This is a genomic window from Actinomadura latina NBRC 106108 (genome assembly GCF_001552195.1).
In the GTDB taxonomy this organism is placed as follows: domain Bacteria; phylum Actinomycetota; class Actinomycetes; order Streptosporangiales; family Streptosporangiaceae; genus Spirillospora; species Spirillospora latina.
On sequence record NZ_BCQS01000008.1, the window covers coordinates 104,623 to 129,886 of the forward strand.

Below are 25,264 nucleotides of genomic sequence, written 5' to 3' on the forward strand. Positions count from 1 at the left end.
GCCGCTCCATGCCCGGCTCAGGCGGGCGAGTCTTTGTTGGCGGGGGTGGGTTTGGCGGGCGTGCTGTGCGCAAGATCTAGATTGCAGGTGCACGGCGGGGGACGCGGGTCGGCGGGAGGTACGGGATGGGGTACGGGAGGTCGGCCAAGCGCGGGGTGGTGCTGCTCATCGGGGGCGCGGTGCTGGTGGCCGGTGTCGCTCTGCTCGTCCTGCCCGGACCGGGGCTGCTGCTGGTGCTGGCCGGGCTGCTGATCCTCGCGCGCGAGTTCCCGGCCGTGGACCGTTACGTCGAACCGGTCCGGGACCGGGCGATCCAGGCGGCGGAGGAGAGCGTGACCTCCTGGTGGCGGCTGACGGGGTCGATCCTCACCGGGCTGGCGCTGATCGCGGCGGGCATCGTCTGGGGGCTCGTGCCCGCCCTGCCGTTCTCCGGGTGGAGTACGGGATCGGGCCTCATCCTGTCCGGGTTCATCCTTTTCGGGCTCCTCTACTGGAGCTACCTCCGGGTCAGGGCCCGCCGCTGACGCCCGCCGGTGTCCGGATGTGGTCGTGATTCGTGCCAGAACGCTTCCGAAAAGGTGTGCTCCGTTTGATCCGTGGCCGGGGTATCACCGTGCAATGGGTATGGGCATAGTTCTTCGACTTCTCGTGGCCGCCGGACTCGCGGCCGACGCCATCGTGCACTGGCGGTTCGCGCCGGGCATGGCCCCCGGGCCGAACACTCCGGACAACGTCATCCCCGGGGACGACCTCTTCCGCGCGCAGGCCGTCGCGGCGGCCGTGGCCGCCGTCCTGGTCCTGGTGTGGGCGCGGAAATGGACGTACGCGATCGCGTTCATCGTCGCGGCCAGCGCCGGCGGGGCCGTCCTGCTGTACTACTTCGTCGACTTCGGGCAGCTCGGCCCGATCCCGCGGATGTACGACCCGCAGTGGTACTCCGACAAGACGATCAGTTTCGCCGGGGAGGCGGTGGCCGCGGTCGCCGCGCTCATCGGCTTCTTCACCGTCGGCCGGAAGGAGAGCACGGAACCGCGGTCCACCGGTGCGCCCGTAGGATGAGGGCCGCGGCATCGGCGAGGCGGTACGGGAAGTGAGGGCGCGTGGCCGGCTACCACGTGGAGGCGCTGGCGAAGGGCCTGCGCATCCTCGGGCTCTTCTCCGAGCAGCGGCCGGCGATGAAGCTGACGGACATGGCCGCGGCGGCGGGCCTGCCCCTGCCCACGGCCTTCCGGATGGCGTCCACCCTGACGACCGAAGGGTTCCTGGAGCAGCTGCCGGACGGCGGCTACCGCCCCGCGCCCAAGGTGCTCACGCTCGGCTTCTCGGCGCTGCGCAGCCTCGACCTCGTGCAGCTCGCGGACGGCCCGCTGCGCAGGCTCGTCGCCGCCACCGGGCAGACGGCGAACCTCGGCGTCCTGTCCGGCGACCACGTGCTGTACCTGGTCAGGCTGCGCAACAACGACCTGGTCACGGCCAACATCCAGGTCGGGTCGCGGCTGCCTGCGGTCCGCACGTCGATGGGCAAGATGCTGCTGTCCCAACTGGACGACAGTGAGCTGGACGAGGTGCTGACGCAGGAGTCATTCGCCGGGGCGGCGGGGCCCAACGCGGTGTCCTCGCTGGAGGCGCTCAGGCCCGTGCTGGCGGAGATCCGCGGCCGGGGCTGGGCGCTCCAGGACGAGGAGCTGGCGCACGGGCTCCGGTCGGTCGCGGCGCCCGTCCGGGACGCGTCCGGGACGGCGGTCGCCGCGGTCAACGTGGCCGTGCCCGCGATGGAGGTCCCTGCGGACCGCCTCCTGAAGGAGGTCCTGCCCCTCGTCCAGGAGGCGTGCACGGAGATCTCGCGTCTGCTCGGCGGGCGCTGACCCGCATCACGTGCCGCCCGCGACGAACCGCTGCGTGAGGCGGCCCACGCCCTCCAGTTCGCTGACCAGCACGTCGCCGGGACGGATGAAGCGCTTCGGGGTGCGGGCGTTGCCGACGCCGGACGGCGTCCCGGTGAAGACCAGGTCCCCGGGGAACAGGCGGCAGACCCGCGACAGCCGGACGAGCAGCTCCGGCACGTCGTAGATCATCGCGGACGTGCGCGCGCTCTGCACCGTCTCACCGGACAGGCTGCACGAGATGGCCAGGTCGGACGGGTCGCCGAACTCGTCCGGCGTGACCAGCCACGGACCAGTGGGGCCGAACTTCGGGAACGACTTGGCCAGGCTGAACTGCGGCTTGGCCCCGGCGAGCTGCGACGTCCGCTCGGACAGGTCCTGGCCGAGGGTGATGCCCGCCACGTGGCCCCAGGCGTCCTCCCGCCGGACGCGGACGGTCTCCCGGGACACCGCCACCACCATCTCCACCTCCCAGTCCACGGTGCCGGACGGCAGTTCGACCTCGCAGACGGGCCCGGCGAGGCAGCCGGGGAACTTGGTGAACGTCACGGGCGCCGAATCCGGCGGGTACCCTGCCTCGCTCGCGTGCGCCGCGTAGTTGATGCCGATGGCGAACACCTGCGGCGGGCGGGGCACCGGCGGCCCCAGTTCCTCCACGGTGAACGGCCCGCCCTGCGCGGGGCCGGCCGACGCGGCCCAGGAGCGGAACGCGTCCCACTCGGCGAAGAGGGCCTGCGGGTCGGCGGGGAACCGGCCGGCGCTGGCGTCGGCGACGTCGACGGCCACCCGCCCGGCCGTGTCCCCGGCCGTGTCCCCGGTGATGACCACGGCGCGCCCGCGCAGGTTGGCGAGCCTCACCAGTCGACCTTGTCCGGAGCGGGCTCGCCGTACGCGTCCTGCCAGGACACGACCGGGTTGCGCAGCGTCCCGACGCCCTCGATCTCGGCCTCCACGACGTCGCCCGGACGCAGGTAGAAGTCGAACGGGTCCGGCTGGACGGCGGCGACGCCCGAGACGGTGCCCGTCGTGAGGATGTCGCCCGCGCTGTAGACCTGCGGCGAGTGGTACGCCACCAGGTGCGGGATCGACACCCGCATCTGCTTGGTGTGCCCGGTCTGCCGCGTCTCGCCGTTCACCCGCAGCTCCATGGCGAGGTCCTGCATGTCGTCGATCTCGTCGGCGGTGACGATCCACGGCCCGATCGGGCAGAACGTGTCGATCGCCTTGCTGAACGAGAAGACGCCGGACTCCATCTCGCGGCGCTGGATGTCGCGGGCGGTGATGTCGTTGAAGACGGTGAACCCGGCGATGTGCTCCAGCGCCTCCTCCGGCCCGAAGAACTTGCCGGGCGTGCCGATGATGACGGCCAGCTCCAGCTCGTAGTCCAGCTCCCGGGTGAGGTGCTCGGGGTACACGATCGGGTCGTCCGGCCCGATGATCGCGTCGACGTTCTGGAAGAACACGATGCCCTTGTGCACCGGATGCGACCAGTTGACCGCCTGGAGTTCCTCGTGGTGGTCGGCGAAGTTGCCGGCCGTGTGGAAGAACTTCTTCGGCCGGATGGGCGCGCGGAGCCGGACGTCCGCGAGCTTGAGCCGCTGTCCGGTCTCGGCGGCGGTCCCGCCGCGCTCGAAGAACGCCCGCGTGGACGGGACGTCGAGCTCGATGACGTCGTCGCCGTCCAGCCGCCCGACCCGGCCCTCGTCAAAGGTGATCAGTTTCAACGGTTCTCCCTCTCAGGGGCGCCCGCGCGAGGCGCGCTTCTCGATCGCCGACAGCGCGGCGTTGACCGCCAGCGCGCCGGCGCAGACCACGAGGACCATCGCGTCCAGCGCGGCGGCCCGGTGGTTGGTGATCTGCAGGCTGATGTAGGTGCCCACGCCGTCCACCGAGATCATCAGCTCGGCCAGCAGCACCCCCAGCAGGGACAGCGCCGCGCCGATCTTGAGCGCGCCGATGATCTCCGGCAGGCAGGCCGGGACGATCAGGAACAGCGTCCGCCGGACCCGCCCGGCGCCCATGGCCCGGCCGGAGTCGAGCACGGACGGCTCGACCGCCGCACCCGCCGACATCGTCATGAGGACGACCGGCGGGAGGCCGTGGATGACGCCGAACGCGATCTCCGAGCCGTCGCCGAGCCCGAGCCACAGCACGAACAGCGGGTAGAACGGCGCCATCGGCAGCGCGTACAGCACGGACACGATGTCCCGCCCGCCGAGGTGGACGTGCCGGTTGACCCGGCCGAGCAGCAGCCCGAGCGCCGTCCCGGCGACGGCCGTGATCGCGAACGCGGCCAGGAACCGGTAGGTCGTGTAGCCGGCCAGCGTCAGCGACTCGCCGGTCAGCACTTCCGGCAGGCCGTCGGCGGCGATCCGGCTGGGCGAGGTGAGGAAGTCGCCGCCGGCCGCCGACGCGCGGGTCAGCGCCTCCCAGAGTCCGACCAGCCCGAGGACCGTCGCCCAGCGGACGAGGTGGACGGCGGCGTCGCCCCCCCGCGGCGGCGCGTGCGCCGCCGCGGGCGGCTGGGCGATGACGCTCAGAGACGGCATGGACGGCTCACTTCGCCGCGCTGATCTCGGTGCTGAGGTAGGCGTCCTGGGCGGGCGAGGCCGAGGCGATGCCGAGCTTCGGCAGCGCCTTGGCGTAGCCGGCCATCCCGGCGGTGCTGATGGCTCCGCCCGGGGTGAAGTCGCCGATCAGCGCGTCATAGGTCTTCCCGGCGAGCTGCTCCGGCATGCCGAGCTTGGCCTTCGCGAGGTCGATGGTGGGCTGCCGGTTGGCCTTCATCCACTCCAGCGACGCGGTGTAGGCCTTCGCGAGCTTGCGCAGGTTCGCCGCGTTGCCGTCGATGTAGGGCTTCTTCGCCATCAGCACGGCGAACTGCGAGTCGGCGCCGAGCGTCTCCGACGCCTTCCCCGCGATCTTGCCCTGGTCCTGCGACTCCAGCAGGAAGCCGAAGTTGACCGGGAGGATGAACCCGTCGATGTCGCCGCGCTTCATCGCCGCCATCGTCGCGGACGGGGCGCCGAGCGGAACCTCCTTGACCTTCTCGAACGGCACGCCGGACGCCTCCGCGGACGCGCGCGTGACGTAGTCGGTGAGCGACCCGACCTTGGAGATGCCGATCTTCTTGCCGGCCATGCCGGAGAAGCCGGTGATGGCGGAGTCCTTCGGGACGATCAGCGCCATCGGGCTCTTGGCCATGACGCCGTAGAACGCCTGCGTCTGCAAGTTCTTCGCCGCGCCGGACACCGCGTCCAGGCCGGTGGCGGCGCCCACGTCGACGGACCCGCCGGCCATCGCCTTGGTGAGGTCGGAGCCGGCGGAGAAGTCGACCACGCTGACGTCCAGGCCCTCGGCCTTGAAGAAGCCCTGCTCGACGGCCACCCGGGCGGGCATCGCGTGCACGAAGTCCTGCGCCTGGACGAGCCCGATCTTGATGGAGGGGGACGGTTCGGTGGAACCGCCGCCGCCGCACGCGGTGAGCGCGGCGGCGCACAGCGCCGCGACGGCGGCGACCTTGCCGATGATGTTCAACGGGCCGGTGATGTTCAAAGGGCTGGTGATGTTCAACGGTGTACGCCTTTCTGGAGGACGTGGGTGGTGACCGAGAACAGGAGGTTGACCGCGACCGTGACGATGCAGGCGATCACGATCCAGGCGAACAGCCCGGGGCTGTCCAGGCCCTGGCTGGTGGTGCCGAGCTGGTAGCCGATGCCGGCGGCGCCCGCGATGAACTCCGCCGCGATGACGGTGACCAGCGCCAGCCCGAGCGACACCCGCATGGCGGCGAGCACCGGGCCGAGGACGGCGGGCAGCACGACGGCGCGCAGCCACTGGGCGCGGGTGGCGCCCATCGTGCGGGCGGCGACGATCAGCCGCCCGTCCACGTTCGCGGTGGCGCGGGCCGCCGCGATGGCGATCGGGAAGAACGCGTACAGCGCGCCCAGCACGATCTTGGACTGCGACCCGACCCCGAGCGTCGCCGCCAGCACCGGATACAAGATCACGAGCGGCAGCGCGTTCATGCTGGTGAGAACCGGCTCGTAGGCGCGGCGCAGCAGCCGCGACGAGCCGACCAGGACGCCGAGCGGCAGCGCGAGCAGCGCCGCGGCCCCGAACGCGGCGGCCGTCTCCCGAAGCGTGGTCGCGATCGGCTCGGCCAGCCGCGACGGCTCGCCCGCGAGGCCGGCGAGCACCCGCCACACGCTGCCGATGGTCGGCAGCAGCAGCGGCGCCACCGTGCCCGAGGCCGCGAGGGCCCACCAGGTCGCGAGGACGCCCGCCACCGTCCCGGCGTAGACGAGGACGCGCCGCGGGCTGATCATCGGGAGTCGTCCAGGAGGAGGGCGGACAGCCGGTCGGTGAGCGCGTGGAACTCCGGGCTGCGCAGGATGCGCGGCTCGCGCGGCCGGGCCAGCGGCACCTCGATGATCTCCTTGATCGTCGCCGGCCGCGGGGTCATCACGATCACGCGGTCGGACAGGTAGGCCGCCTCCGCCAGGCTGTGCGTCACGAACAGCACCGTCTTGCCGTGCTCCTCCAGCAGCGTGACGAGCTGCTCGCCGATCTTCGTCCGGGACAGCTCGTCCAGCGCGGCGAACGGCTCGTCCAGCAGCAGGATCGAGGCGTCCGACACCAGCGCCCGGGCGATCGCGACGCGCTGCCGCATGCCGCCGGACAGCTCGTGCGGGAAGCGGTGCGGGACGTCGGCCAGCCCGACGGCGCGCAGCGCGTCCATGGCGCGGGCCCGGCGCTCCCGGCGGCCGGCGCCGGCGAACTGCAGCGCGATCTCCACGTTGCGGACGGCGCTGCGCCACGGGTACAGCGCCAGGTCCTGGAACACGAAGGAGATGTCGCGCGGGCGCGGGCCCCGCACCGGCGTCCCGTCCACGAGCAGTTCCCCCGAGACGGGTGCGAGCAGGCCCCCGACCGCGCGCAGGGCGGAGCTCTTCCCGCAGCCGGACGGTCCGATGAGGCTGACGAACTCGCCGGGCCGGACGTCGAACGTCAGGCCGGTCGCCGCCGTCGTCTCGCCGTAGGCGAGGGTGAGGTCGCGGGCGTCGACCCGGGGGGACGCCTGGGCGTCCGCCACGGGCGCGGCGCTCTTCTCACGCTGCCGGGCCATGTCCGTCAGGCCCCGACCATGTTGAATCCGCCGTCGGCGAGCATGTAGGCGCCGGTGATGTGGGAGGCGTCCTCGGTGGCGAGGAACAGGGCCGTGCCCGCGACCGCCTCGGGCGGCGGGATCCGGCCCATCGGCGTCTGCGCGATGAGCTTCTCGCGGCGCCCCGACTTCCAGTCCTCGCGCTGCAGCGTGGCGCCGGTCTCCATGAAGCCGGGCGCGAAGGTGTTGACGCGGACGGCCGGCGCGAACGCCGCCGCGTACGACTTGGTGATGCCGAGCAGCCCGTACTTGGCGGCGGCGTACTGAGGAGCGCGCGCGCTGCCCCTGACGACCACGGTGGAGCCGATGTTCACGATGGCGCCGTGCCCCTGGTCCAGCATCCGGGAGCCGAACTCGTGGGTCATCAGCAGCGTGCCCTTCACGTCCACGTCGATGACGCGGTCGAGGGACTCCTGTGTCAGTTCCCGCCACGACATCTGCTCGGTCGCGACGTCCCCGACGTTGTTGACGAGCACGTCGAGGGTTCCCGCCCGCTCGAACGCCTCGTCGGCGAGCCGGCGGATCGACTCCCAGGACGAGATGTCGGCCTGCACGACGAACGCCTCGCCGCCCGCGCCGCGGACGCGTTCGGCGGTCCGCTCGGCGCCCTTCTCGGAGCTGTTGTAGTGGACGCCGACCCGGGCGCCCTCCTGCGCCGCGCGGACGGCGATCTCGGCGCCGAACCCGGTGCCGGCCCCCGTGACCAGCACCGTCTTCCCGGCGAATCGCGGGAAGATCCTCTGCTCCGTGCTCATTGACGTTCTCCCTGTCTTGTCGTTGGGGGACGGCGCCCTGTCGTTGGGGGGACGGCCCTGCCTCCCGGGAAAGGCCCTCAGACGAGGGTCCGGCCGCCGTCGACGTACATGACGTGCCCGGTCATGAACGCCGCGTGCGGTGAGGACAGGAACAGGATCGGGCCGACGACCTCCGCCGCCGTGCCCAGCCGCCCGGCGGGGACGAGCCGGACGAGGTCCTCGCGGACGCCCGGCTGCGCGAGGTAGCCGGCGGTGAGCGGCGTCTCGACGTAGCCGGGCGCGACCGCGTTCACCGTGACCCCGTGGCCGGCCCACTCGGCGGCCATGACCCGCATCATCTGGTTCATGCCGCCCTTGGAGGCGGCGTAGGGCCCGTGCTTCTTGTGGGCCAGGTGCCCGGACACCGATGACAGGAAGACGATGCGCCCGCCCCGGGCCCGCACCATGTGCCGGCCCGCCGCCTGCGCCGCCCCGAACGCGGTGGACAGGTTGGTGCGCAGCATCCGGTCCCACTCGGCCTCGGTGAACTCCAGGATCGGCCGCCGGTCGTTGACGCCGACGCAGTGCAGCAGGACGTCGAGGCCGCCCATCTCGTCCAGCGCGTACTGGACGGCGGCGCCGCCGGAGCCCGGTTCGGTCAGGTCGGCCGCGAGCGTGTGCGGCTTCGTCCCGTCCGGGCCGGGGTCCAGCGCGCCGAGCCGCGCGGGGTCGCGGTCGACTGCCGTGACGGCGGCGCCCGCGCCGAGATAGCCGCGGACGCACTCCGCGCCGATCCCGCCCGCGCCGAGGACGAGCACGCGGGCGCCGCGCAGCCCGAGCCAGTCGGTCGCCGTATCAGCCACTTGCGGTTCCTCGCCTTCCGATGTACTTTCATTCTGTGAAAGTTGATTTCACTAACCAAGAGTATGTGGTGACATAGGTCATGGCGTCAAGCGACCGGTCGCGTTACCACATCGCGGCGCTCGCCAAGGGACTGCAGGTCCTGAGCCTGTTCGACGGGCCGACGCTGTCCCTGCGGACCAGCGACATCGCCGCCCTCACCGGGATTCCGATGCCCACGGTGTTCCGGATCGTCTCCACGCTGGAGGACCTCGGCTACCTGGAGCGCCGCCACGACGGGTCCGTCCAGCCCGGGGTCAAGGTGCTCACGCTCGGGTCGGCGGCGATGCGGGGATCGAGCCTGGTGCAGCTCAGCGACCGTCCCCTGCGGCTGCTCGCGGAGGCGACCGGCGAGACGGTCAACCTCGGCGTCCTGGTCGAGGACCGCGTCCTCTACCTCGCGCGGCTCCGCAACGCCGACCTGGTCACCGCCAACGTGCACGTGGGCTCGACCTTGCCCGCGCCCTACACGTCGATGGGCAAGCTCCTGCTCGCCTACCTGCCGCAGGACGATCTCGACCGCCGTATCACCGCGGCGTCCTTCACGCCCGGCGCCGGGCCCAACGCCGTCACCGACGCGGCCGCGCTGCGCGCGCAGCTGGACGGCATCCGCCGCGACGGCTACGCGGTCCAGGACCAGGAGCTCGCGCAAGGGCTCCGGTCGGTCTCGGTGCCGGTCTTCGGCACCGGCGGCGCCCCGGCCGCCGCCGTCAACGTCGCCGTGTCCGCGATGCGCCGGTCCGAGAGCGACCTGCGCGGCCCCATCCTCGACCGGCTGCGGGAGACCGCCGACGACATCAGCACGAGACTGAGGACCCGATGACACGACAGCACGCGTTCACGCCGGACGAGCTGGACGGCGACCGCCTCGCCCTCTACCAGGCGATCACCGAGGGCCCCCGGGCGCAGGGCCCCCGGCTGTTCGACCTGGTCGCGGAGTCGGGCGCGCTGCTCGGCCCCTTCAACGGGTTCCTGCTGCGGCCCGCGCTCGGGGACGCCCTGCAGCGCCTCGGCGCGGCCGTCCGCTACCAGGGCTCCCTCAGCGGACGGGCCCGCGAGATGGCGATCCTCGTCGTGGCCGCGCACTGGGACAGCGAGTTCGAGCGCACCGCCCACGAGGCCGTCGGACGCGCGGCCGGCCTCACCGAGACCGAACTCGCCGCCATCGCGGCCCAGGCACCCCTGCACCTCCACGACCCGCACGAGGCCGCGGTCCTGCGCCTCACCCGGGCCCTCGCCGCCGGCGACGTGGACGACGAGACCTGGGCGTCCTGCGTCCCGCCGCTGGACCGCGAGACGGTCTTCGAACTGACCACCCTCGTCGGCTACTACTCCACCCTGGCCCTCCAGATGCGGGCCTTCCGCGTCTGAGCCGGCGCCGCCGGGCATTGACCCGTCAGGTGAACGGCCGTTTAATGCCGTTCGGCCGCCCCGAAGGAGGAACCCAGTGAAGGTGCGCATCGACTCCGGACGCTGCCAAGGGCACGGCCGCTGCTACGACCTGGCGCCCGAGCTCTTCGGCGAGGACGACGAGGGCTACGGGACGGTCCTCGGCGACGGCGTCGTCCCGGACGGCGGGGAGCACGAGGCCCGCCTCGCCGTCGCGAACTGCCCCGAACGCGCGATCACCGTCGAGGAGGGCTGACATGGCCGCCGACGACCGCTTCTCCAGGACGCGTGACACCGCCCCGCTCGGCATCCGCAACGAGGTCGTCACCGGGCCGGTGTCCGACTGGGCGACCGACTTCTCCCACCTGGAACCGGAATGGGCCGCCGACCCGTACCCGATCCAGGACGACCTCCGGCGGCGCTGCCCGGTCGCGCGGACCGAGCGGTTCGGCGGCGGCTGGCTGCCCACCCGCTACGAGGACGTCGCCGCGATCGCCTACGACACCGACCGCTTCACGTCCCGGTCGGTGGTGATGAGCAACTACCGCCCGCCGGCGGACGTCGCCCCGGTGGGCGTCACGCCGCCGATCTCGTCCGACCCGCCGTTCCACCACGACGCGCGCAGGCTGCTGCTGCCGGCGTTCAAGAAGTCCGCGGTCCAGAAGCTGGAGGCGGGCACGCGGGCGTTCTGCCACGCGCTCGTCGACTCCTTCGAGGGCCGGGACGTCGTGGACGCCGCGCACGACTACGCGCAGCACATCCCGATGCGGGTCATCGCCGACATGCTCGGCTTCCCGCCCGAGGACGGCCCCCGCTTCCGCGAGTTCGTCGAGAACACCCTCGAAGGCGTCAACCTGCCGCCGGACGAGCGCATCGCCCGCATGGACAAGCTGTTCGAGTACCTGTACGAGCAGATCCGCGACCACGTCGACGACCCGCGCGACGATCTCACCACCTACCTGATCAACGCCGAACTGTACGGGCGGAAGCTCGAACCGTCCCACGTGTCCGGGACGATGGCGCTCCTCCTGATCGCCGGCATCGACACCACCTGGAGCGCGATCGGCGCCTCGCTGTGGCATCTGGCGAAGACCCCGGCCGACCGCGAGCGCCTGGTCGCCGATCCGTCGCTGCTGCCGACCGCGATGGAGGAGTTCCTCCGCGTCTACGCGCCGGTCACGATGGCGCGGCTGGTGCGGGACGACATGAACTGGGGCGGCGTCGACATGAAGGCCGACGACTGGGTGCTCCTGTCGTTCCCGGCGGCCAACCGCGACCCGGCGCAGTTCGACCGCGCGGACGAGGTCGTCATCGACCGCGCGGTCAACCGCCACGCCGCCTTCGGCCTCGGCATCCACCGCTGCGTCGGCTCCCACCTGGCCCGCATGGAGCTCCGCGTGGCCCTGGAGGTCTGGCTGGAACGAATCCCCGCCTTCACCTTGGCGGACCCGTCCGTCGTGACGTGGGCCGCCGGCCAGGTCCGGGGCCCCCGCACCCTTCCCCTCCGCATCGACCGCGGCTAGCCGTCGCGGAGCCGCTCCAGGGCCGGCTCAAGACGCCGCGTCAGGCCGGGCTGAGGACGCAGAACTCGTTGCCCTCCGGGTCGGCGAGGACCGTCCACGGCACGTCGTCCTGGCCGATGTCGGCGTCGGTGGCGCCGAGTGCCCGCAGCCGGGCCGCCTCCGCCCAGAACTCGCCGAGCGCAACGTCATCCCAAGCCTTCATGTTGATCTGCACGAGACGTGTCGCCATGCCGCCGACCCTATGTCCGGGTCGCGGTGAATTCGATCACTCGCTCGCTTACTCGAACTCCTGACTGGTGAGTTGAGATGGTTTACGCTCACGTCATGCGTGATCAATTAGTGCGGATCTCGGCCGTCCTGGTCGCCGGCGCCGTCATGCTCACCGCGCCGGCCGTCCCCGCTCTGGCGTCCGCGCCGGGGGATCTGCCGGCCGATCTCGACGCGATCCTCGCCGACGCGCGGCTCGACGGCGCCACCGTGGGCGCGGTGGTGCGCGACGCGCGGACGGGCGCCGTGCGGTACTCGCGCGGCGCCGCCACGGCGGTGCTGCCGGCCTCGAACCTGAAGATCTACACCTCCAGCGCGGCGCTGTCGCTGCTCGGGACGGGGTACCGGTTCCACACCGGCGTGCTCGCCCGGAAGGTGTCCGGTTCGTCCGTCAAAGGGGACCTGTACCTGAAGGGCACCGGGGACCCGACGATGCGGGCCGCCGAGTACGACGGGCTCGCCGCGCAGGTCGCCGCGAAGGGCATCAAGCGGGTCGAGGGCGACCTGGTCGCGGACGACACCTGGTTCGACGCCGTCCGGACGCCGTCCCACTGGGACCCCACCGATCTGCAGTACTACTACGCGGCGCCGATCTCCGCGCTCAACGTCGCGCCGAACGACGACTTCGACACCGGCTCCATCAACGTGTCGATCGGGCCCGGTGCGGAGGGCGGACCCGTCCAGGTCGGGCTCACCCCCGCGACGGACGTCGTCAAGATCGACAACAGGACGGTCACGGGGCGGCCCGGCTCGCCGTCCACGCTGTCGATCAACCGGGCCGTCGGAAGCGACACCATCGTGGTGAGCGGCTCGTATCCGGTGAGCGGCTCGACCTTCTCCACGCTGCGCACGGTCGGCAAACCGACGATGTACGCGGCGGACGTCTTCCGGAAGGCGCTGCTGGCCCACGGCGTCCAGGTGAAGGGCACGACCGAGCGCGGCAGGACGCCCGCACGGAGCGCGCGAATCGCCTCCCGCACGTCCATGCCGCTGTCCCGGCTGATGGTCCCGTTCCTCAAGCTGAGCAACAACATGATCGCCGAGATCCTGGTCAAGGCGATCGGGCGGAAGGCGAAGGGGGCGGGCAGCTGGGACGCGGGGCTGCCGGTGATCGAGCGGTACGCCCGTTCCCTCGGCGTCCCGTCCGCGCGGCTGGAGATGGCCGACGGGTCGGGGCTGTCGCGGCTCGACCGCACGACGGCGGGAGACGTCGGCGCCGCCCTCGGGCGGGTGCGGAAGGCGCGCTGGTTCCCGGTCTGGTACCGCGCGCTGCCCGTCGCCGGCGACCCCGACCGCATGGCCGGCGGCACGCTGACGTCGCGGATGCGCGGCACCCCGGCCGCCGGGAACGTCCACGCCAAGACGGGCACGCTGACCGGCGCCACCGCCCTGTCCGGCTACGTGACCGACCCGTCCGGACGCCCGCTGGTCTTCTCGGTGATCCTGAACGGCTACCGGGGCGGCGCGCCCAAGGACATCGAGGACCGGATCGCGATCCGCCTCGCCGGCGGCACGCCGCCGGCCGCGCTGCGCACCGCGCGGACCGGCCCGCAACTGGAGTGCTCCTGGATCAAGCGCTGCTGACCGCCGCGGGTCAGTCCTTGCCGCGCGCGTCGCGGATCATGTCGCGGACGCGGTCGGCCACCGCGGCCATCGGCCCGGCCAGCATGTTCTTCTTCGCCGACTCGGTGCCGGGGTGCGGGTGCGTCGGCGCGGTCGCCTCGGCGGCGCGCACGGCGGCGGCGAAGCCCCTGAGCTGGGCCGCGCTGAACTCGACCTTGAGCCGGTCGAACTCGTAGCGCTCCTCGGCGCGGGCGTGGGTCAGCACGTCCATGCGCAGCCTGTCGAGCGACTTCATGAAGCGCGGGTCGTCGACGTCCATGCCGTCCAGCTCGGACAGCAGCTCCTTGGCCTCGCGCTCCTCGGCGAGCCGGTCGTCGACGATGCCGTCGCCGCCCGGCAGCCGCCGGGCGACCGGATGGACGATCTCCTCCTCGGCCGTCTCGTGGATCGCCAGCAGCTTCACCAGCTCCCGGAAGGACTTCTCGCGCTCGGTGCCTTCGGAGTGCATCACCTGGTCGAACAGGTCCCTGATCCGGCCGTGCTGCGCCTTCAGCAGGTCGATGACGTCTTCGGTGGTCTCGGCGTTCCGGGGCGTCGTCTGCATCGGTGTCTTCCCTCGGTCCCTCGGTGACGTGCCGTCCCGTCGACGGCAGGACGTGTGGGTACCCGGAGCCGCACCCGGTAAGCGGACGGCCGGGGAGGCGTCGGCAAAGACCTCGTCTGCGATCCGAAATCCCCGCGCGGATCCCGTGCGGATCCGGGTCGCCCGGGTAGGGGCGCAGTCCAGAACCGTCCTAAAGCCGATAGGAAAGGGTGAGCCTGGTGGCCTTCAACCCGCTCGAACACCGCGGCATCCCGCTGGAGGACCAGCTGCGCAACTGGGCGCAGCTCGATGTGGCGCCGGTCGATCCCGACCACTCCGATCCCTACACCCGGTGCCGCATCATCACGATGAACGGGATCGAGGTGGAGGCGATCATGTTCAGCCACCACTTCGCCCGGATCTCCCCCGACCCGGAGGTCAAGCAGCAGCTCGCGAGCGTCCGCTACATCGAGGCGCAGCAGCAGAAGGTCGTCAACTGGCTGCTGCCCGGCCAGGCGTCCGTGCTGGAGACGACCCTGGCCTACGAGCAGGTCGCCGTCGACCTGACCGGGTGGGTGGCCCGGCAGGAGCCCGACCCCTACCTCAAGCAGTCCTACAACTTCGGGCTGCTGGAGGACTTCGACCACCTGTACCGGTACGCCAACCTCTACGAGATCATCGAGCACCGCAAGGCCGAGAAGATCGTCGACCAGCTCACCGAGGTCATGCCCGGCCGGCCCGGCTACCAGCAGCACCGCGACCCGGTCGACAACGTCCGCGAGCCCTACGACCGCAACGCCGCCGCGCCGATCTCCAAGCTGCACGCGCTGACGATCATGTCGGCCGAGCAGCAGACGATGAACTTCTACATGAACATGGGCCCGCTCTACATGGAGCCGATCGCCCGGCAGCTCTACCAGGAGATCGGCCTGGTGGAGGAGGAGCACGTCACCCACTACGAGTCGCTGGTCGACCCGGGCGAGACCTGGTGGGAGCGCCTGGTCAACCATGAGTACAACGAGTGCTACCTGTACTACTCGTTCATGCAGACCGAGACCGACCCGCGCGTGAAGGGCATCTGGGAGCTGCACCTCAACATGGAGCTGGAGCACCTGCGCATCGCCTGCGACCTGATGCGCCGCCACGACGGCCGCGACCCCGAGAGCGTCCTCGCGCCCGAGCTGCCCGAGCCGGTCACCTTCGAGCCCAACAAGCAGCTGATCCGCGAGCTGCTGACCACCCAGATCGACTGGACGACGCTGGGAACCGGCTACGTCCAGGAGGCCCACCAGCGGTTCGAGGCCTACCAGGACCGGATCAACGCCGAGCGGGGCGCGCAGGAGCGCGTCATCGACGACCACCGCGACAAGTTCGGCGACGAGTACCGCCTGGAGACCGAAGGCCCCCACCCCGTCCAGCGGCTGCGCGACAAGCCCGCGGCCCGTCCCTAGGAGGAGACATGGCAGGCAATCCGTCGTTCATCGAGGTGCAGAAGTCGCTGAAGGGCATGGACTACCCGGCGTCCAAGGACGACCTGGTCAGGCACGCCCGCGACCACGGCGCCGACGACCACATCGTGGAGGCGCTCCAGTCGATGCCCGACCGGGAGTACGACGGCCCCAGCGGGGTCAGCAAGGAGATCACGAAGACCTCCTGATCCCGGCGGGGAACACTTCGCGTACGGTGCATGAGCGCGGGGAGACCGGGCACAAGAGGCAACGACTGTGTTCCGGCTCCGGCGCTCGCCGGCCGGGACGGCCCGCCGGCCCGGAGCATGTTCGTGATCGGAGAAGTACATGAGCACCGTTCCCGCGCCCACCACCCTGGAGCCGCAGCTGCTCGCCGGCCGCTGGCAGCTGCCGGGCGGGCGGGTCGCGGTGGGCAACGTCCGGGGCATCATCCGCGGCGCGCTGCAGTCGTGGGGGCTCGGCCCGGCCGCGGGGAGCCTCACCGACCGGGTGGCGCCGCTGGTCCAGGACCTCGTCGCCCGGACCGCCACCCGCTGCCGCGGCCCGCTCGTCCTGCGGCTGGAACTCCACCAGCCCGCCCGCCTGCTGCTGGGCGAGATCCACGACTCGGCCGCCGACCGGGCCGGCCGCGACGGCCCCGGCTCCCACCTCGCCGCGATCGCCGTCACCTACGGCAGGCGCCGCGCCGCCGGCGGCGCGGCCTCCTGGTACACGCACGCGTTCGTGTGGCCGACCCTTCCCGCCACCGCGCACGCCTGACCGGCCCGCGGGGGCGGCGGCGATCATGTTTCGCCGCGCCGTCCGGGGAAGGTAGGCGGAGGCGTGCGCACTCCGCCTCGACGTCCCGGGAAGGTCATGGTCACATCACGAGCCGTCCGCTGGATCCTGCCCGCGGTGCTGCTGCTGGCGTGGCTGGCCATCGGCGGGACGCTCGGCCCCTACGCGGGGAAACTCGGTGAGGTCTCCACCAACGAGCAGTCGTCCTTCCTGCCGCAGAGCGCCGAATCGACGCGGGTCCTCGAACAGGAGGCCGCGTTCGAGAAGGACCAGACGATCCCGGCCATCGTCGTGTGGACGGCCCGGGACGGCAGCGTCTCGTCCGACCAGCGTGCTGCGGCGCAGCGCGCGCTCGCCTCGATGCAGAGCGTTCCTTATGTCGTGGAAGCCCCGTCCCCGGTCGTGCCGTCGCAGGACGGGGTGGCGCTGACCGGCGTCGTGCAGGTCCGGTCCGATGTCGGCGAGCACAGCACCGACACGGTGGACGGCATCCGCGAGGCCGCCTCGCAGGTGCCCGGGACGCGCGCCTACGTGGCCGGACCCGCCGCCACCCAGGCCGACCTCTCCGACGCCTTCTCCGGCGTCGACACCCTGCTCATCGGCGTGGCCGTCGCCGTCGTCCTGCTGATCCTGCTGCTGGTCTACCGGAGCCTGCTGCTCCCCTTCGTGATCATCTTCGGTTCGGTGTTCGCCCTCGGCCTCGCCAGCGCGATCGCCTACTACCTGGCGAAGCAGGGCGCGGTGACGGTGGACGGCCAGGTGCAGGGCATCCTGTCGATCCTGGTCATCGGCGCCTGCACCGACTACGCGCTGCTGCTGTCGGCCCGCTTCCGCGAGGAACTCGCCGGCGGGCAGCCGCAGGCGGCGGCGCTGTGGCGCGCGTGGCGCCGGTCGGCCGGGGCCATCGCCGCCAGCGCCGGCACCGTGGCCCTGGGGCTGATCGCGCTGCTGCTCAGCGACCTGTCCAACAACCGGGCGCTCGGGCCGGTCGGAGCCATCGGCATCGCCTGCGCGCTGCTGAGCGCGCTCACCTTCCTGCCCGCCGTGCTGCTCCTGCTGGGGCGTTCGGTCTACTGGCCCGCCCGGCCGCGCCCGGGGCGGGCCGGGCACCCGGTCTGGGAGCGGATCGCGAGCCTGCTGGCCCGCCACTCGCGCCGCGTCTGGGCGAGCTGCCTGATCGTGCTGATCGCGTTCGCCGCGTTCATGCCCACGCTCCGCACGGACGGGGTGCCGCTGAGCGAGACGTTCGTCGGCGAGGCATCGTCGGTGACGGCGCAGGACGTCCTCAACGCGCACTATCCCGGCGGATCGGGCAACCCGGCCGTCGTGCTCACCAACGCCCAGCCGCTGCCCCAGGTCGTCGACATCGCGAGCCGCACCGAGGGCGTCTCGGACGTCCGGCCGCGCACGCAGGGCGGGGCGCCGCTCGTCATCGACGGCCGTGCCCTCGTGGACGTCACGCTGAAGGCCGCCGCCGACACCGAGGCGGCCCGGAACACCGTCGAACGCCTGCGGGACGAGCTGCACGCCGTGCCCGGCGCCGACGCGCTCGTCGGCGGCTACACGGCCCAGCAGGCCGACACGCTGTCCGCCGCCGAACACGACCGGGCCGTCATCATCCCGGTCGTCCTCGCCATCATCGTGGTGATCCTCATCGTCCTGCTGCGTTCGCTGGCGATGCCGCTCCTCCTCGTCGCCACCGTCGCGCTCAACTACGTGGCGACCCTGGGCGTCGCCGCACTGGTCTTCCAGCACCTGCTCGGCTTCACCGCCACCGACCCGTCGGTGCCGCTGTACGGGTTCGTGTTCCTCGTCGCCCTCGGCGTCGACTACAACATCTTCCTGATGACCCGCGCACGCGAGGAGTCACTGCGGCACGGGCCGCGCGACGGCGTCCTGCGCGGGCTCACCGCGACCGGCGGCGTCATCACCTCGGCGGGCGTGGTGCTCGCCGCGACCTTCGCCGCCCTCGTCGTCATCCCGCTGGCGTTCCTCGTCCAGATCGCCTTCATCGTGGCGTTCGGCGTCCTGATGGACACTCTGCTCGTCCGCTCCCTGCTGGTCCCGGCCCTCGTCCGCGACGCGGGCCCCCGCACCTGGTGGCCGGGCGTCCTCTCCCGCTGAGACCCACTCACTCCCCGCACTGGACGTGCGTGGAGAGGGGCCGAGTGGGGGGACGGGCATTTTTGGATCGAGGTTCGGCATAAACGACGGCTCGCTGGTTGGGCGTTGCCGGTCTCGGGTAATTGTGACCGCGCACACGCTCCGGGATCCGTGAGGCGAGGTGGTGGCATGTCATCGGTGACGCAGGCGACACAGGAGGGGGACCGCCCCCGCAGGTTGATGGCGCCGCTGCTGCCCAAGGGGGAGCCGGTCGAGGGGCTGCTGCGGCAGGCGCAGTTCTTCGTCCCGGGGAAGCCGTCGGACGACTACCGCATGCTGAACCGGGAGGGCGGCCGCGGCGCCGAGGAGTTCTACCGGGAGCGCTGGCGGCACGACAAGGAGGTGCGGTCCACCCACGGGGTGAACTGCACGGGGTCCTGCTCGTGGAAGGTGTACGTCAAGGACGGCATCATCACGTGGGAGACCCAGCAGACCGACTACCCGTCGGTGGGGCCCGACTCGCCGGAGTACGAGCCGCGCGGCTGCCCGCGCGGGGCGTCGTTCTCCTGGTACACGTACTCGCCGTCCCGGGTGCGGTACCCGTACGTCCGCAGTCCGCTGCTGGCGATCTGGCGGGAGGCGCGGGAGCGGACCGGCGACCCGGTGCTCGCCTGGGCGGAGATCACCGGCGACCCGGAGCGCACCGCGCTGTACAAGGGGGCGCGCGGGAAGGGCGGGTTCGTCCGGTCGTCGTGGCCGGAGGTCACCGAGCTGATCGCCGCCGCGCACGTGCACACCATCAAGGAGTACGGGCCGGACAGGGTCGTCGGGTTCTCCCCGATCCCCGCGATGTCCCAGGTGTCGTACTCGGCCGGCACCCGCTTCCTGTCCATGATCGGCGGGACGATCCTGTCGTTCTACGACTGGTACGCCGACATGCCGATCGCGTCGCCGCAGGTGTTCGGGGACCAGACCGACGTCCCGGAGTCCGGCGACTGGTGGAACTCGTCCTACCTGATCATCTGGGGCACCAACCTGCCCATCACCCGGACGCCGGACGCGCACTTCATGACCGAGGCCCGGTACCGGGGGCAGAAGGTCGTGGTCGTCTCGCCCGACTTCTCCGACCACACGAAGTTCGCGGACGACTGGCTCGCGGCGGCGCCCGGCACCGACGGCGCGCTGGCGATGGCCATGGGCCACGTGGTGCTGACCGAGTTCTTCCGCGACCGGCAGGTCCCGTACTTCACCGACTACGTCAAGACCTACACCGACCTGCCGTTCCTCGTGACGCTGGAGGAGCACGGCGACGCCGTCCGGCCGGGCGGCTTCCTCACCGCCGCCGAGCTGGGGGACGGCGGCGAGGGCGCCGCGCACAAGCCCGTGCTGCTCGACGCCCGCACCGGTGAGCCGGTGGCGCCGAACGGGTCGCTGGGCTTCCGCTTCACCGCGTCGGGGGAGGGGAAGTGGAACCTGGAGCTGGGCGAGGTCGATCCGCTGCTGACCCTGTACGGGCGGCACGAGGACGCGCTGCCGGTCGACCTGCCGCGCTTCGACGCCGGGCAGACCGAGGGCGGCACGCTCGTCCGCCGCGGCGTGCCGGTGGCACGGGTCGCCGGTCGGCTGGTGACGACGGTCTTCGACCTGCTGATGGCGCAGTACGCGGTGCCGCGCGACGGCCTGCCGGGCGAGTGGCCGAGCGGCTACGACGACGCCGCGCATCCGTACACGCCGGCCTGGCAGGAGGGCATCACCTCGGTGCCGGCCGCCGCCGCGGCCCGGGTGGCGCGCGAGTTCGCCCGCAACGCCGAGCTGTCCCGCGGCCGGTCGATGATCTGCATGGGCGCCGGCACCAACCACTGGTACCACTCCGACCAGATCTACCGGACGTTCTTCACGCTGACGATGCTGTGCGGCTGCCAGGGCGTGAACGGCGGCGGCTGGGCGCACTACGTGGGGCAGGAGAAGGTGCGCCCGCTCACCGGCTTCCAGCAGACCGCGTTCGCGCTGGACTGGCAGCGCCCCACCCGGCACATGACCGGCACGTCGTTCTTCTACCTGCACACCGACCAGTGGCGGTACGAGAGCTTCGGCGCCGGGGAGCTGGCCAGCCCGCTCGGCCGGGGCCTGTTCGAGGGGCGGGCGTTCGCCGACTGCCTCGCGCAGGCGTCCCGGCTGGGCTGGACGCCGACGCACCCGGCGTTCGGCCGCAACCCGCTCGACCTCGCCGACGAGGCGGCCGCCGCGGGACGCCCCGTCGCCGACCACATCGTGGACGAGCTGACGTCGGGACGGCTGAAATGGGCGGGCGAGGACCCCGACGCGCCGGAGAACTGGCCCCGGGTGATGACGATCTGGCGGGCCAACGTCCTCGGCTCGTCCGGCAAGGGCATGGAGTACTTCATGCGGCACCTCCTCGGGACGGACGACGCCGTCCGCGCCCAGGAGTCGCCCGAGCACCTGCGCCCGGTGGAGGTGACGTGGCGGGACGAGGCGCCGCGCGGCAAGCTCGACCTGCTCACCACCATGGACTTCCGGATGACGAGCTCGTGCACGTACTCCGACATCGTCCTCCCGGCGGCCACCTGGTACGAGAAGCACGACCTGTCGACGACCGACATGCACCCGTTCGTGCACTCGTTCAACCCGGCGATCGCGCCGCCGTGGGAGTCGCGCACCGACTTCGACGCGTTCCGGCTCATCGCCGAGGACTTCGCCAGGCTCGCCGCCGAGCATCTCGGCACCCGCACCGACGTGATCCCGGTGCCGCTGATGCACGACAGCCCGGACGAGACGGCGCAGCCGGGCGGCCGGGTCCTCGACTGGACGACGGGCGAATGCCCGCCGGTCCCCGGCGTGAGCATGCCGAAGATGGTGACCATCGAACGCGACTACACGGCGGTCGCGGAGAAGATGGCGGCGCTCGGGCCGCTGGTCGACACGCTGGGGACGTCCACCAAGGGCGTCACGCTGGTGCCGACCGGCGCGGTCGACTACCTGCGCCGGGCCAACGGCGTCGTGCGGGGCGGGGCCGGGGACGGCCGCCCCTCCCTGGCCCGGGACGTGCAGATGGCCGAGGCGATCCTGGCGCTGTCGGGCACCACCAACGGCCGCGTCGCCCTGCAGGGCTGGAAGGTGCTCGAGAAACGGACCGGGATGGACCTCGCCGACCTCGCCGAAGAGCGCTCCGGCGAGCGCATCACCTTCCCCGACACGCAGGTCCAGCCGCGCGCCGTCATCACCAGCCCGGAATGGTCGGGCAGCGAGACCGGAGGCCGCCGCTACTCGCCGTTCGTCGTGAACGTCGAGCGCAAGAAACCCTGGCACACCCTCACCGGCCGGATGCACTTCTTCCTCGACCACGACTGGATCCACGAGTACGGCGAGGCGCTGCCGACGTACCGTCCGCCGCTCGACTACGTCCGCCACTTCGGTGAGCAGGGGGTCCGCGAGGACGGCCGGCCGGAGATCACCGTGCGGTACCTGACGCCGCACTCGAAGTGGTCGATCCACTCCGAGTACCAGGACAACCTCCACATGCTGCGGCTCTTCCGCGGCGGCCCGGTCATCTGGATGAGCCCGGCCGACGCCGCGAAGATCGACGTCCGCGACAACGACTGGATCGAGGCGTACAACCGCAACGGGGTGGTGGCCTGCCGGGCGGTGGTCACGCACCGGATGCCGCGCGGCACCGTCTTCATGTATCACGCGATGGACCGGCACCTGATGACCCCGAAGTCGGAGCTGTCCGGCTGGCACGGCGGCTCCGACAACTCGCTGACCCGCCTGGTGATCAAGCCGACGCACCTGATCGGCGGCTACGGCCAGTTCAGCTACGGGTTCAACTACTACGGCCCGACCGGCAACCAGCGGGACGAGGTCACCGTGATCCGCAAGCGTTCCCAGGAGGTGCAGTTCTGATGCGGCCGATGGCGCAGGTGGCGATGGTGATGAACCTCGACAAGTGCATCGGCTGCCATACGTGCTCGGTCACCTGCAAGCAGACGTGGACCAACCGTCCGGGCACCGAGTACGTGTACTTCAACAACGTCGAGACCAAGCCGGGCCTCGGCTATCCGCGCCGGTACGAGGACCAGAACCGGTGGAAGGGCGGCTGGACGCTCGACCGCGGCGGCCGGCTGCAGCTCAAGGCGGGCGGGCGGCTGAAGAAGCTGCTGGCCATCTTCTACAACCCGGACCTGCCGTCCATCGACGACTACGGCGACCCGTGGACGTACGACTACCAGACGGTGATCCACGCCCCGCTCGGCACGCCGAACCCGAGCGCGCACTCCATCTCCGCGCTCACCGGCCGCGACATGAACCTGAAGTGGGGCAGCAACTGGGACGACGACCTCGCCGGCGCGCCCGAGAACGCCGTCGGCGATCCCGACCTCGCCGGGATCGAAGACCAGGTCAAGATGGAGTTCGAGCAGGTCTTCATGTTCTACCTGCCGCGCATCTGCGAGCACTGCCTCAACCCGTCGTGCGTCGCGTCCTGCCCATCCGGCGCGATGTACAAGCGGTCCGAGGACGGCATCGTGCTCGTCGACCAGGACCGCTGCCGGGGCTGGCGGTTCTGCGTCTCCGGCTGCCCGTACAAGAAGGTCTACTTCAACCACCGCACCGGCAAGGCCGAGAAGTGCACGTTCTGCTTCCCGCGCATCGAGTCCGGCCAGCCGACCATCTGCTCCGAGACGTGCGTCGGACGGCTCCGCTACCTCGGCCTGTTCCTGTACGACGCGGACAAGGTCACCGAGGCGGCGTCGACGCCCGACGAGCAGGACCTGTACGAGGCGCAGCTGTCGGTGTTCCTCGACCCGTCCGACCCGCAGGTGCAGCGGGACGCCGCCGAGGCCGGCATCCCCGCCGACTGGATCGAGGCCGCCCAGCGCTCCCCGGTCTACTCGCTGGCCGTCCGGCACCGGGTGGCGCTGCCGCTGCATCCGGAGTACCGGACGCTGCCGATGGTCTGGTACATCCCGCCGCTGTCCCCGGTCGCGGACGTCGCGCACTCCGCCGGCTACGACGACGCCGACCCCGACAAGGTGTTCACCACCATCGACGAGCTGCGCATCCCCGTCGAGTACCTGGCCAACCTGTTCACGGCGGGGAAGACGGAGACCGTCCGGGACGTCCTGCGCAAACTCGCCGCCGTCCGCGCGATCCAGCGCGCTTCGCAGCTCGGCCTCGACCTCGACGAGGACCTGCCCGCGTCGGTCGGCTCGACCGCGGACGAGCTGGACGACCTGTACCGGCTCCTCGCCATCGCCAAGTACGAGGAGCGCTACGTCATCCCGCAGGCGCACGCCGAGGACGCCGGGCGGCTCACCGCCCAGCACGAGCAGCTGTTCTGCAGCCTCGACACCGAGGGCGGCCCCGGCATGGGCGGGAACGGGCCGCCGAGCGTGGAGAGCTTCCATCCGGGCGAGGTCCGCGGCGGCGCGGGCACGTTCAAGGCCGGCGACGGCAGGACCCACTTCAACCTGCTCGGCTGGGACGGCCGCGGCGACGCGCCGCACCTCTTCCCGGAAGGCGACGCGACGTGAACGCCCCGTACAAGCTCGCGTCGGTGCTGCTCCAGTACCCGACCGCGGCGCTGTTCGAGGGACTCGACCGGCTCGACGCCGCCGCGGCCGGCACCGGGCCGAAGGCGTCCCGCGAGGCGTTCGCGGGGTTCCTCGGCTGGCTGCGCGCCACCCCGTCCGGCGAGGTCGCGCGGCACTACGTCGAGACGTTCGACCTGCGGCGCCGCTGCGCGCTCTACCTCACCTACTACCGGCACGGCGACACCCGCAAGCGCGGGATGGCGATGCTGGCGTTCAAGACCGCGTACCGGGTCGCGGGGTTTCAGCCGTCCGACGACGAGCTGCCGGACTACCTGCCGCTCGTCCTCGACTTCGCGGCGCTCACCCCCGCCGGCGAGAAGCTGCTGCGGCGGCACCGCGCCGACCTGGAACTGCTGCGCAAGGCCCTGCACGAGGCGGGCACCCCGTACGCCGGCCTCCTCGACGCGGTGTGCGCGGGCCTGCCGCGGCTGAGCCGCCGCGAGCTCGCGCTGGTGCGCGGGGCGTGGGAGAAGGGGCCGCCGGACGAGGAGGTGGGGCTCGAACCGTTCGCCCCGCCGGGATATCTGGACGGAACCGGGGCGGGAGGACGCCGATGACGAACTGGGACCTGTGGTGGTGGATCATCCTGCCCTACGCGGCACTGATCGTGTTCGTGGTCGGGCACGTCTGGCGCTGGCGCTACGACCAGTTCGGCTGGACGAGCCGCTCCACCCAGCTGCAGGAGCGCCGGCTCCTCAAATGGGGCGCGCCGCTGTTCCACTACGCCACGTTCGCCGCCATCGCCGGGCACGTCATCGGCATCCTCATCCCGAAGGCGTTCACCGAGTGGCTCGGCATCCCCGAGCGCGCCTACACGCTGTTCTCCGGCATCGCCGGGTCCGTCGCGGCGATCGGCGTGCTCATCGGCGCCGGCATCCTGATCTTCCGCCGGATGGGCGTGCCGCGGGTGCGCGCCACCACCAGCGCGGTCGACTACCTCGCGCTGATCCTGCTCGGCATCATCAGCGTGCTCGGCATCTACCTGACGCTCGGCGTCCAGCAGTTCGGCGGCGGCTACGACTACCGCAACACGGTGTCGCCGTGGTTCCGCAGCCTGTTCGCCGGCAGCCCCGACTACCGGGCGATCGCCGCCGCGCCGGTGATGTACCAGGTGCACGCCACCGCCGCCTGGATGATCTTCGCGGTGTGGCCGTTCAGCCGGCTCGTCCACGCGTGGAGCTACCCGCTGTGGTACCTGTGGCGGCCCTACGTCGTCTACCGGAACCGCCGCGCCGCCCCGCCCCCCGAACCGGGGACCGGCGGCCGGAAGTGGCGCAAGATCGGCGTACCGTACTGA

General features: G+C 71.7%; 25 protein-coding genes and 1 pseudogene. 16 read left to right on the forward strand and 10 right to left on the reverse strand.

Annotation, left to right across the window (positions count from 1 at the left end):
* The first annotated feature begins 125 nt into the window (after positions 1–125).
* The 3 genes from AL2_RS14160 (at position 126) to AL2_RS14170 (ending at position 1,865) form a co-directional block, all read left to right on the forward strand.
* Positions 126–524: a PGPGW domain-containing protein gene (locus tag AL2_RS14160; protein ID WP_067633954.1), complete on the forward strand. Its 399-nt coding sequence runs from the start codon at positions 126–128 to the stop codon at positions 522–524.
* 124 nt (positions 525–648) lie between these two features.
* Positions 649–1,059 (forward strand): hypothetical protein, encoded by a 411-nt coding sequence (locus tag AL2_RS14165; protein ID WP_067633956.1) that lies wholly within the window; start codon positions 649–651, stop codon positions 1,057–1,059.
* Positions 1,060–1,100: 41 nt separating this feature from the next.
* A complete protein-coding gene (locus AL2_RS14170) occupies positions 1,101–1,865 on the forward strand; it encodes an IclR family transcriptional regulator (protein ID WP_067633957.1) in 765 nt (254 codons plus the stop codon).
* Positions 1,866–1,871: 6 nt separating this feature from the next.
* On the opposite strand, the gene AL2_RS14175 is transcribed toward AL2_RS14170, so the two are convergent.
* From AL2_RS14175 to AL2_RS14210, 8 genes are all read right to left on the reverse strand, one after another.
* Positions 1,872–2,741, reverse strand: a complete 870-nt coding sequence (locus AL2_RS14175) for a fumarylacetoacetate hydrolase family protein (RefSeq protein ID WP_067633959.1) — start codon at positions 2,739–2,741, stop codon at positions 1,872–1,874.
* Complete coding sequence (locus tag AL2_RS14180; RefSeq protein ID WP_067633961.1) at positions 2,738–3,607, reverse strand: fumarylacetoacetate hydrolase family protein; 870 nt, start codon at positions 3,605–3,607, stop codon at positions 2,738–2,740. The genes AL2_RS14175 and AL2_RS14180 overlap by 4 nt, the downstream gene beginning before the upstream one ends.
* 12 nt (positions 3,608–3,619) lie before the next feature.
* Complete coding sequence (locus tag AL2_RS14185) at positions 3,620–4,432, reverse strand: ABC transporter permease (protein ID WP_067633963.1); 813 nt, start codon at positions 4,430–4,432, stop codon at positions 3,620–3,622.
* Positions 4,433–4,439: 7 nt separating this feature from the next.
* A complete protein-coding gene (locus AL2_RS14190; RefSeq protein ID WP_168444516.1) occupies positions 4,440–5,456 on the reverse strand; it encodes an ABC transporter substrate-binding protein in 1,017 nt (338 codons plus the stop codon).
* Positions 5,453–6,211, reverse strand: a complete 759-nt coding sequence (locus tag AL2_RS14195) for an ABC transporter permease (RefSeq protein WP_067633966.1) — start codon at positions 6,209–6,211, stop codon at positions 5,453–5,455. The genes AL2_RS14190 and AL2_RS14195 overlap by 4 nt, the downstream gene beginning before the upstream one ends.
* Positions 6,208–7,011, reverse strand: coding sequence for an ABC transporter ATP-binding protein (locus AL2_RS14200; protein ID WP_067633967.1), 804 nt, complete (start codon positions 7,009–7,011; stop codon positions 6,208–6,210). The genes AL2_RS14195 and AL2_RS14200 overlap by 4 nt, the downstream gene beginning before the upstream one ends.
* Before the next feature lie 5 nt (positions 7,012–7,016).
* Complete coding sequence (locus tag AL2_RS14205; RefSeq protein WP_067633969.1) at positions 7,017–7,805, reverse strand: SDR family NAD(P)-dependent oxidoreductase; 789 nt, start codon at positions 7,803–7,805, stop codon at positions 7,017–7,019.
* A 77-nt stretch (positions 7,806–7,882) separates the two neighbouring features.
* Complete coding sequence (locus AL2_RS14210) at positions 7,883–8,647, reverse strand: SDR family NAD(P)-dependent oxidoreductase (protein WP_210747595.1); 765 nt, start codon at positions 8,645–8,647, stop codon at positions 7,883–7,885.
* An 80-nt stretch (positions 8,648–8,727) separates the two neighbouring features.
* Between AL2_RS14210 and AL2_RS14215 the strand changes: the two genes are divergently transcribed.
* The 4 genes from AL2_RS14215 (at position 8,728) to AL2_RS14230 (ending at position 11,596) form a co-directional block, all read left to right on the forward strand.
* Entirely contained in the window at positions 8,728–9,507 is a 780-nt protein-coding gene (locus tag AL2_RS14215) for an IclR family transcriptional regulator (protein ID WP_067633971.1), read from the forward strand.
* A complete protein-coding gene (locus tag AL2_RS14220; RefSeq protein WP_067633973.1) occupies positions 9,504–10,055 on the forward strand; it encodes a carboxymuconolactone decarboxylase family protein in 552 nt (183 codons plus the stop codon). The genes AL2_RS14215 and AL2_RS14220 overlap by 4 nt, the downstream gene beginning before the upstream one ends.
* Positions 10,056–10,131: 76 nt before the next feature.
* Positions 10,132–10,329: a ferredoxin gene (locus tag AL2_RS14225; RefSeq protein ID WP_067633975.1), complete on the forward strand. Its 198-nt coding sequence runs from the start codon at positions 10,132–10,134 to the stop codon at positions 10,327–10,329.
* Between the two features lies 1 nt (position 10,330).
* Complete coding sequence (locus tag AL2_RS14230; RefSeq protein ID WP_083946497.1) at positions 10,331–11,596, forward strand: cytochrome P450; 1,266 nt, start codon at positions 10,331–10,333, stop codon at positions 11,594–11,596.
* A gap of 40 nt (positions 11,597–11,636) precedes the next feature.
* On the opposite strand, the pseudogene AL2_RS14235 reads toward AL2_RS14230, so the two are convergent.
* Positions 11,637–11,771 (reverse strand): annotated as a pseudogene (locus tag AL2_RS14235) (VOC family protein); the annotation flags it as partial.
* 149 nt (positions 11,772–11,920) lie between these two features.
* On the opposite strand from AL2_RS14235, the gene dacB reads away from it, so the two are divergent.
* A complete protein-coding gene (dacB, locus tag AL2_RS14240) occupies positions 11,921–13,447 on the forward strand; it encodes a D-alanyl-D-alanine carboxypeptidase/D-alanyl-D-alanine endopeptidase (RefSeq protein WP_067633978.1) in 1,527 nt (508 codons plus the stop codon).
* A 10-nt stretch (positions 13,448–13,457) separates the two neighbouring features.
* Here the strand turns inward: dacB and AL2_RS14245 are convergent, their stop codons facing one another.
* Entirely contained in the window at positions 13,458–14,030 is a 573-nt protein-coding gene (locus AL2_RS14245; protein ID WP_067633980.1) for a hemerythrin domain-containing protein, read from the reverse strand.
* A 218-nt stretch (positions 14,031–14,248) separates the two neighbouring features.
* On the opposite strand from AL2_RS14245, the gene AL2_RS14250 reads away from it, so the two are divergent.
* The 8 genes from AL2_RS14250 to narI all read left to right on the forward strand — a co-directional run bounded on the left by AL2_RS14250 (position 14,249) and on the right by narI (position 25,264).
* Positions 14,249–15,460: a hypothetical protein gene (locus AL2_RS14250; protein WP_067633982.1), complete on the forward strand. Its 1,212-nt coding sequence runs from the start codon at positions 14,249–14,251 to the stop codon at positions 15,458–15,460.
* A gap of 8 nt (positions 15,461–15,468) precedes the next feature.
* A complete protein-coding gene (locus AL2_RS14255) occupies positions 15,469–15,666 on the forward strand; it encodes a DUF2795 domain-containing protein (protein ID WP_067633984.1) in 198 nt (65 codons plus the stop codon).
* A gap of 139 nt (positions 15,667–15,805) precedes the next feature.
* Positions 15,806–16,237 carry a hypothetical protein gene (locus AL2_RS14260; protein ID WP_067633986.1) on the forward strand — a complete coding sequence of 144 codons (432 nt, stop codon included), beginning with the start codon at positions 15,806–15,808 and terminating at the stop codon, positions 16,235–16,237.
* A gap of 96 nt (positions 16,238–16,333) precedes the next feature.
* On the forward strand, positions 16,334–18,379 hold the full coding sequence (locus AL2_RS14265; RefSeq protein ID WP_067633988.1) for an MMPL family transporter: 2,046 nt from the start codon (positions 16,334–16,336) through the stop codon (positions 18,377–18,379).
* A 219-nt stretch (positions 18,380–18,598) separates the two neighbouring features.
* Positions 18,599–22,279: a nitrate reductase subunit alpha gene (locus tag AL2_RS14270; RefSeq protein WP_067633990.1), complete on the forward strand. Its 3,681-nt coding sequence runs from the start codon at positions 18,599–18,601 to the stop codon at positions 22,277–22,279.
* A complete protein-coding gene (gene narH, locus AL2_RS14275; protein ID WP_067633992.1) occupies positions 22,279–23,907 on the forward strand; it encodes a nitrate reductase subunit beta in 1,629 nt (542 codons plus the stop codon). Before AL2_RS14270 ends, narH begins: the two co-directional genes overlap by 1 nt.
* Positions 23,904–24,524: a nitrate reductase molybdenum cofactor assembly chaperone gene (gene narJ, locus AL2_RS14280; RefSeq protein ID WP_067633994.1), complete on the forward strand. Its 621-nt coding sequence runs from the start codon at positions 23,904–23,906 to the stop codon at positions 24,522–24,524. Before narH ends, narJ begins: the two co-directional genes overlap by 4 nt.
* Positions 24,521–25,264, forward strand: coding sequence for a respiratory nitrate reductase subunit gamma (gene narI, locus AL2_RS14285; protein WP_067633996.1), 744 nt, complete (start codon positions 24,521–24,523; stop codon positions 25,262–25,264). The genes narJ and narI overlap by 4 nt, the downstream gene beginning before the upstream one ends.

Bases quoted from the DNA above. Each gene is read 5' to 3' on its own strand.
- AL2_RS14160 (WP_067633954.1), top strand. From the start codon at position 126: ATGGGGTACGGGAGGTCGGCCAAGCGCGGGGTGGTGCTGCTCATCGGG.
- AL2_RS14245 (WP_067633980.1), bottom strand. From the start codon at position 14,030: ATGCAGACGACGCCCCGGAACGCCGAGACCACCGAAGACGTCATCGAC.
- AL2_RS14265 (WP_067633988.1), top strand. From the start codon at position 16,334: ATGGTCACATCACGAGCCGTCCGCTGGATCCTGCCCGCGGTGCTGCTG.
- AL2_RS14205 (WP_067633969.1), bottom strand. From the start codon at position 7,805: ATGAGCACGGAGCAGAGGATCTTCCCGCGATTCGCCGGGAAGACGGTG.
- narI (WP_067633996.1), top strand. From the start codon at position 24,521: ATGACGAACTGGGACCTGTGGTGGTGGATCATCCTGCCCTACGCGGCA.
- AL2_RS14185 (WP_067633963.1), bottom strand. From the start codon at position 4,432: ATGCCGTCTCTGAGCGTCATCGCCCAGCCGCCCGCGGCGGCGCACGCG.
- AL2_RS14200 (WP_067633967.1), bottom strand. From the start codon at position 7,011: ATGGCCCGGCAGCGTGAGAAGAGCGCCGCGCCCGTGGCGGACGCCCAG.
- narH (WP_067633992.1), top strand. From the start codon at position 22,279: ATGCGGCCGATGGCGCAGGTGGCGATGGTGATGAACCTCGACAAGTGC.
- AL2_RS14220 (WP_067633973.1), top strand. From the start codon at position 9,504: ATGACACGACAGCACGCGTTCACGCCGGACGAGCTGGACGGCGACCGC.
- AL2_RS14230 (WP_083946497.1), top strand. From the start codon at position 10,331: ATGGCCGCCGACGACCGCTTCTCCAGGACGCGTGACACCGCCCCGCTC.
- AL2_RS14195 (WP_067633966.1), bottom strand. From the start codon at position 6,211: ATGATCAGCCCGCGGCGCGTCCTCGTCTACGCCGGGACGGTGGCGGGC.
- AL2_RS14255 (WP_067633984.1), top strand. From the start codon at position 15,469: ATGGCAGGCAATCCGTCGTTCATCGAGGTGCAGAAGTCGCTGAAGGGC.
- AL2_RS14270 (WP_067633990.1), top strand. From the start codon at position 18,599: ATGGCGCCGCTGCTGCCCAAGGGGGAGCCGGTCGAGGGGCTGCTGCGG.
- AL2_RS14215 (WP_067633971.1), top strand. From the start codon at position 8,728: ATGGCGTCAAGCGACCGGTCGCGTTACCACATCGCGGCGCTCGCCAAG.
- dacB (WP_067633978.1), top strand. From the start codon at position 11,921: ATGCGTGATCAATTAGTGCGGATCTCGGCCGTCCTGGTCGCCGGCGCC.
- AL2_RS14260 (WP_067633986.1), top strand. From the start codon at position 15,806: ATGAGCACCGTTCCCGCGCCCACCACCCTGGAGCCGCAGCTGCTCGCC.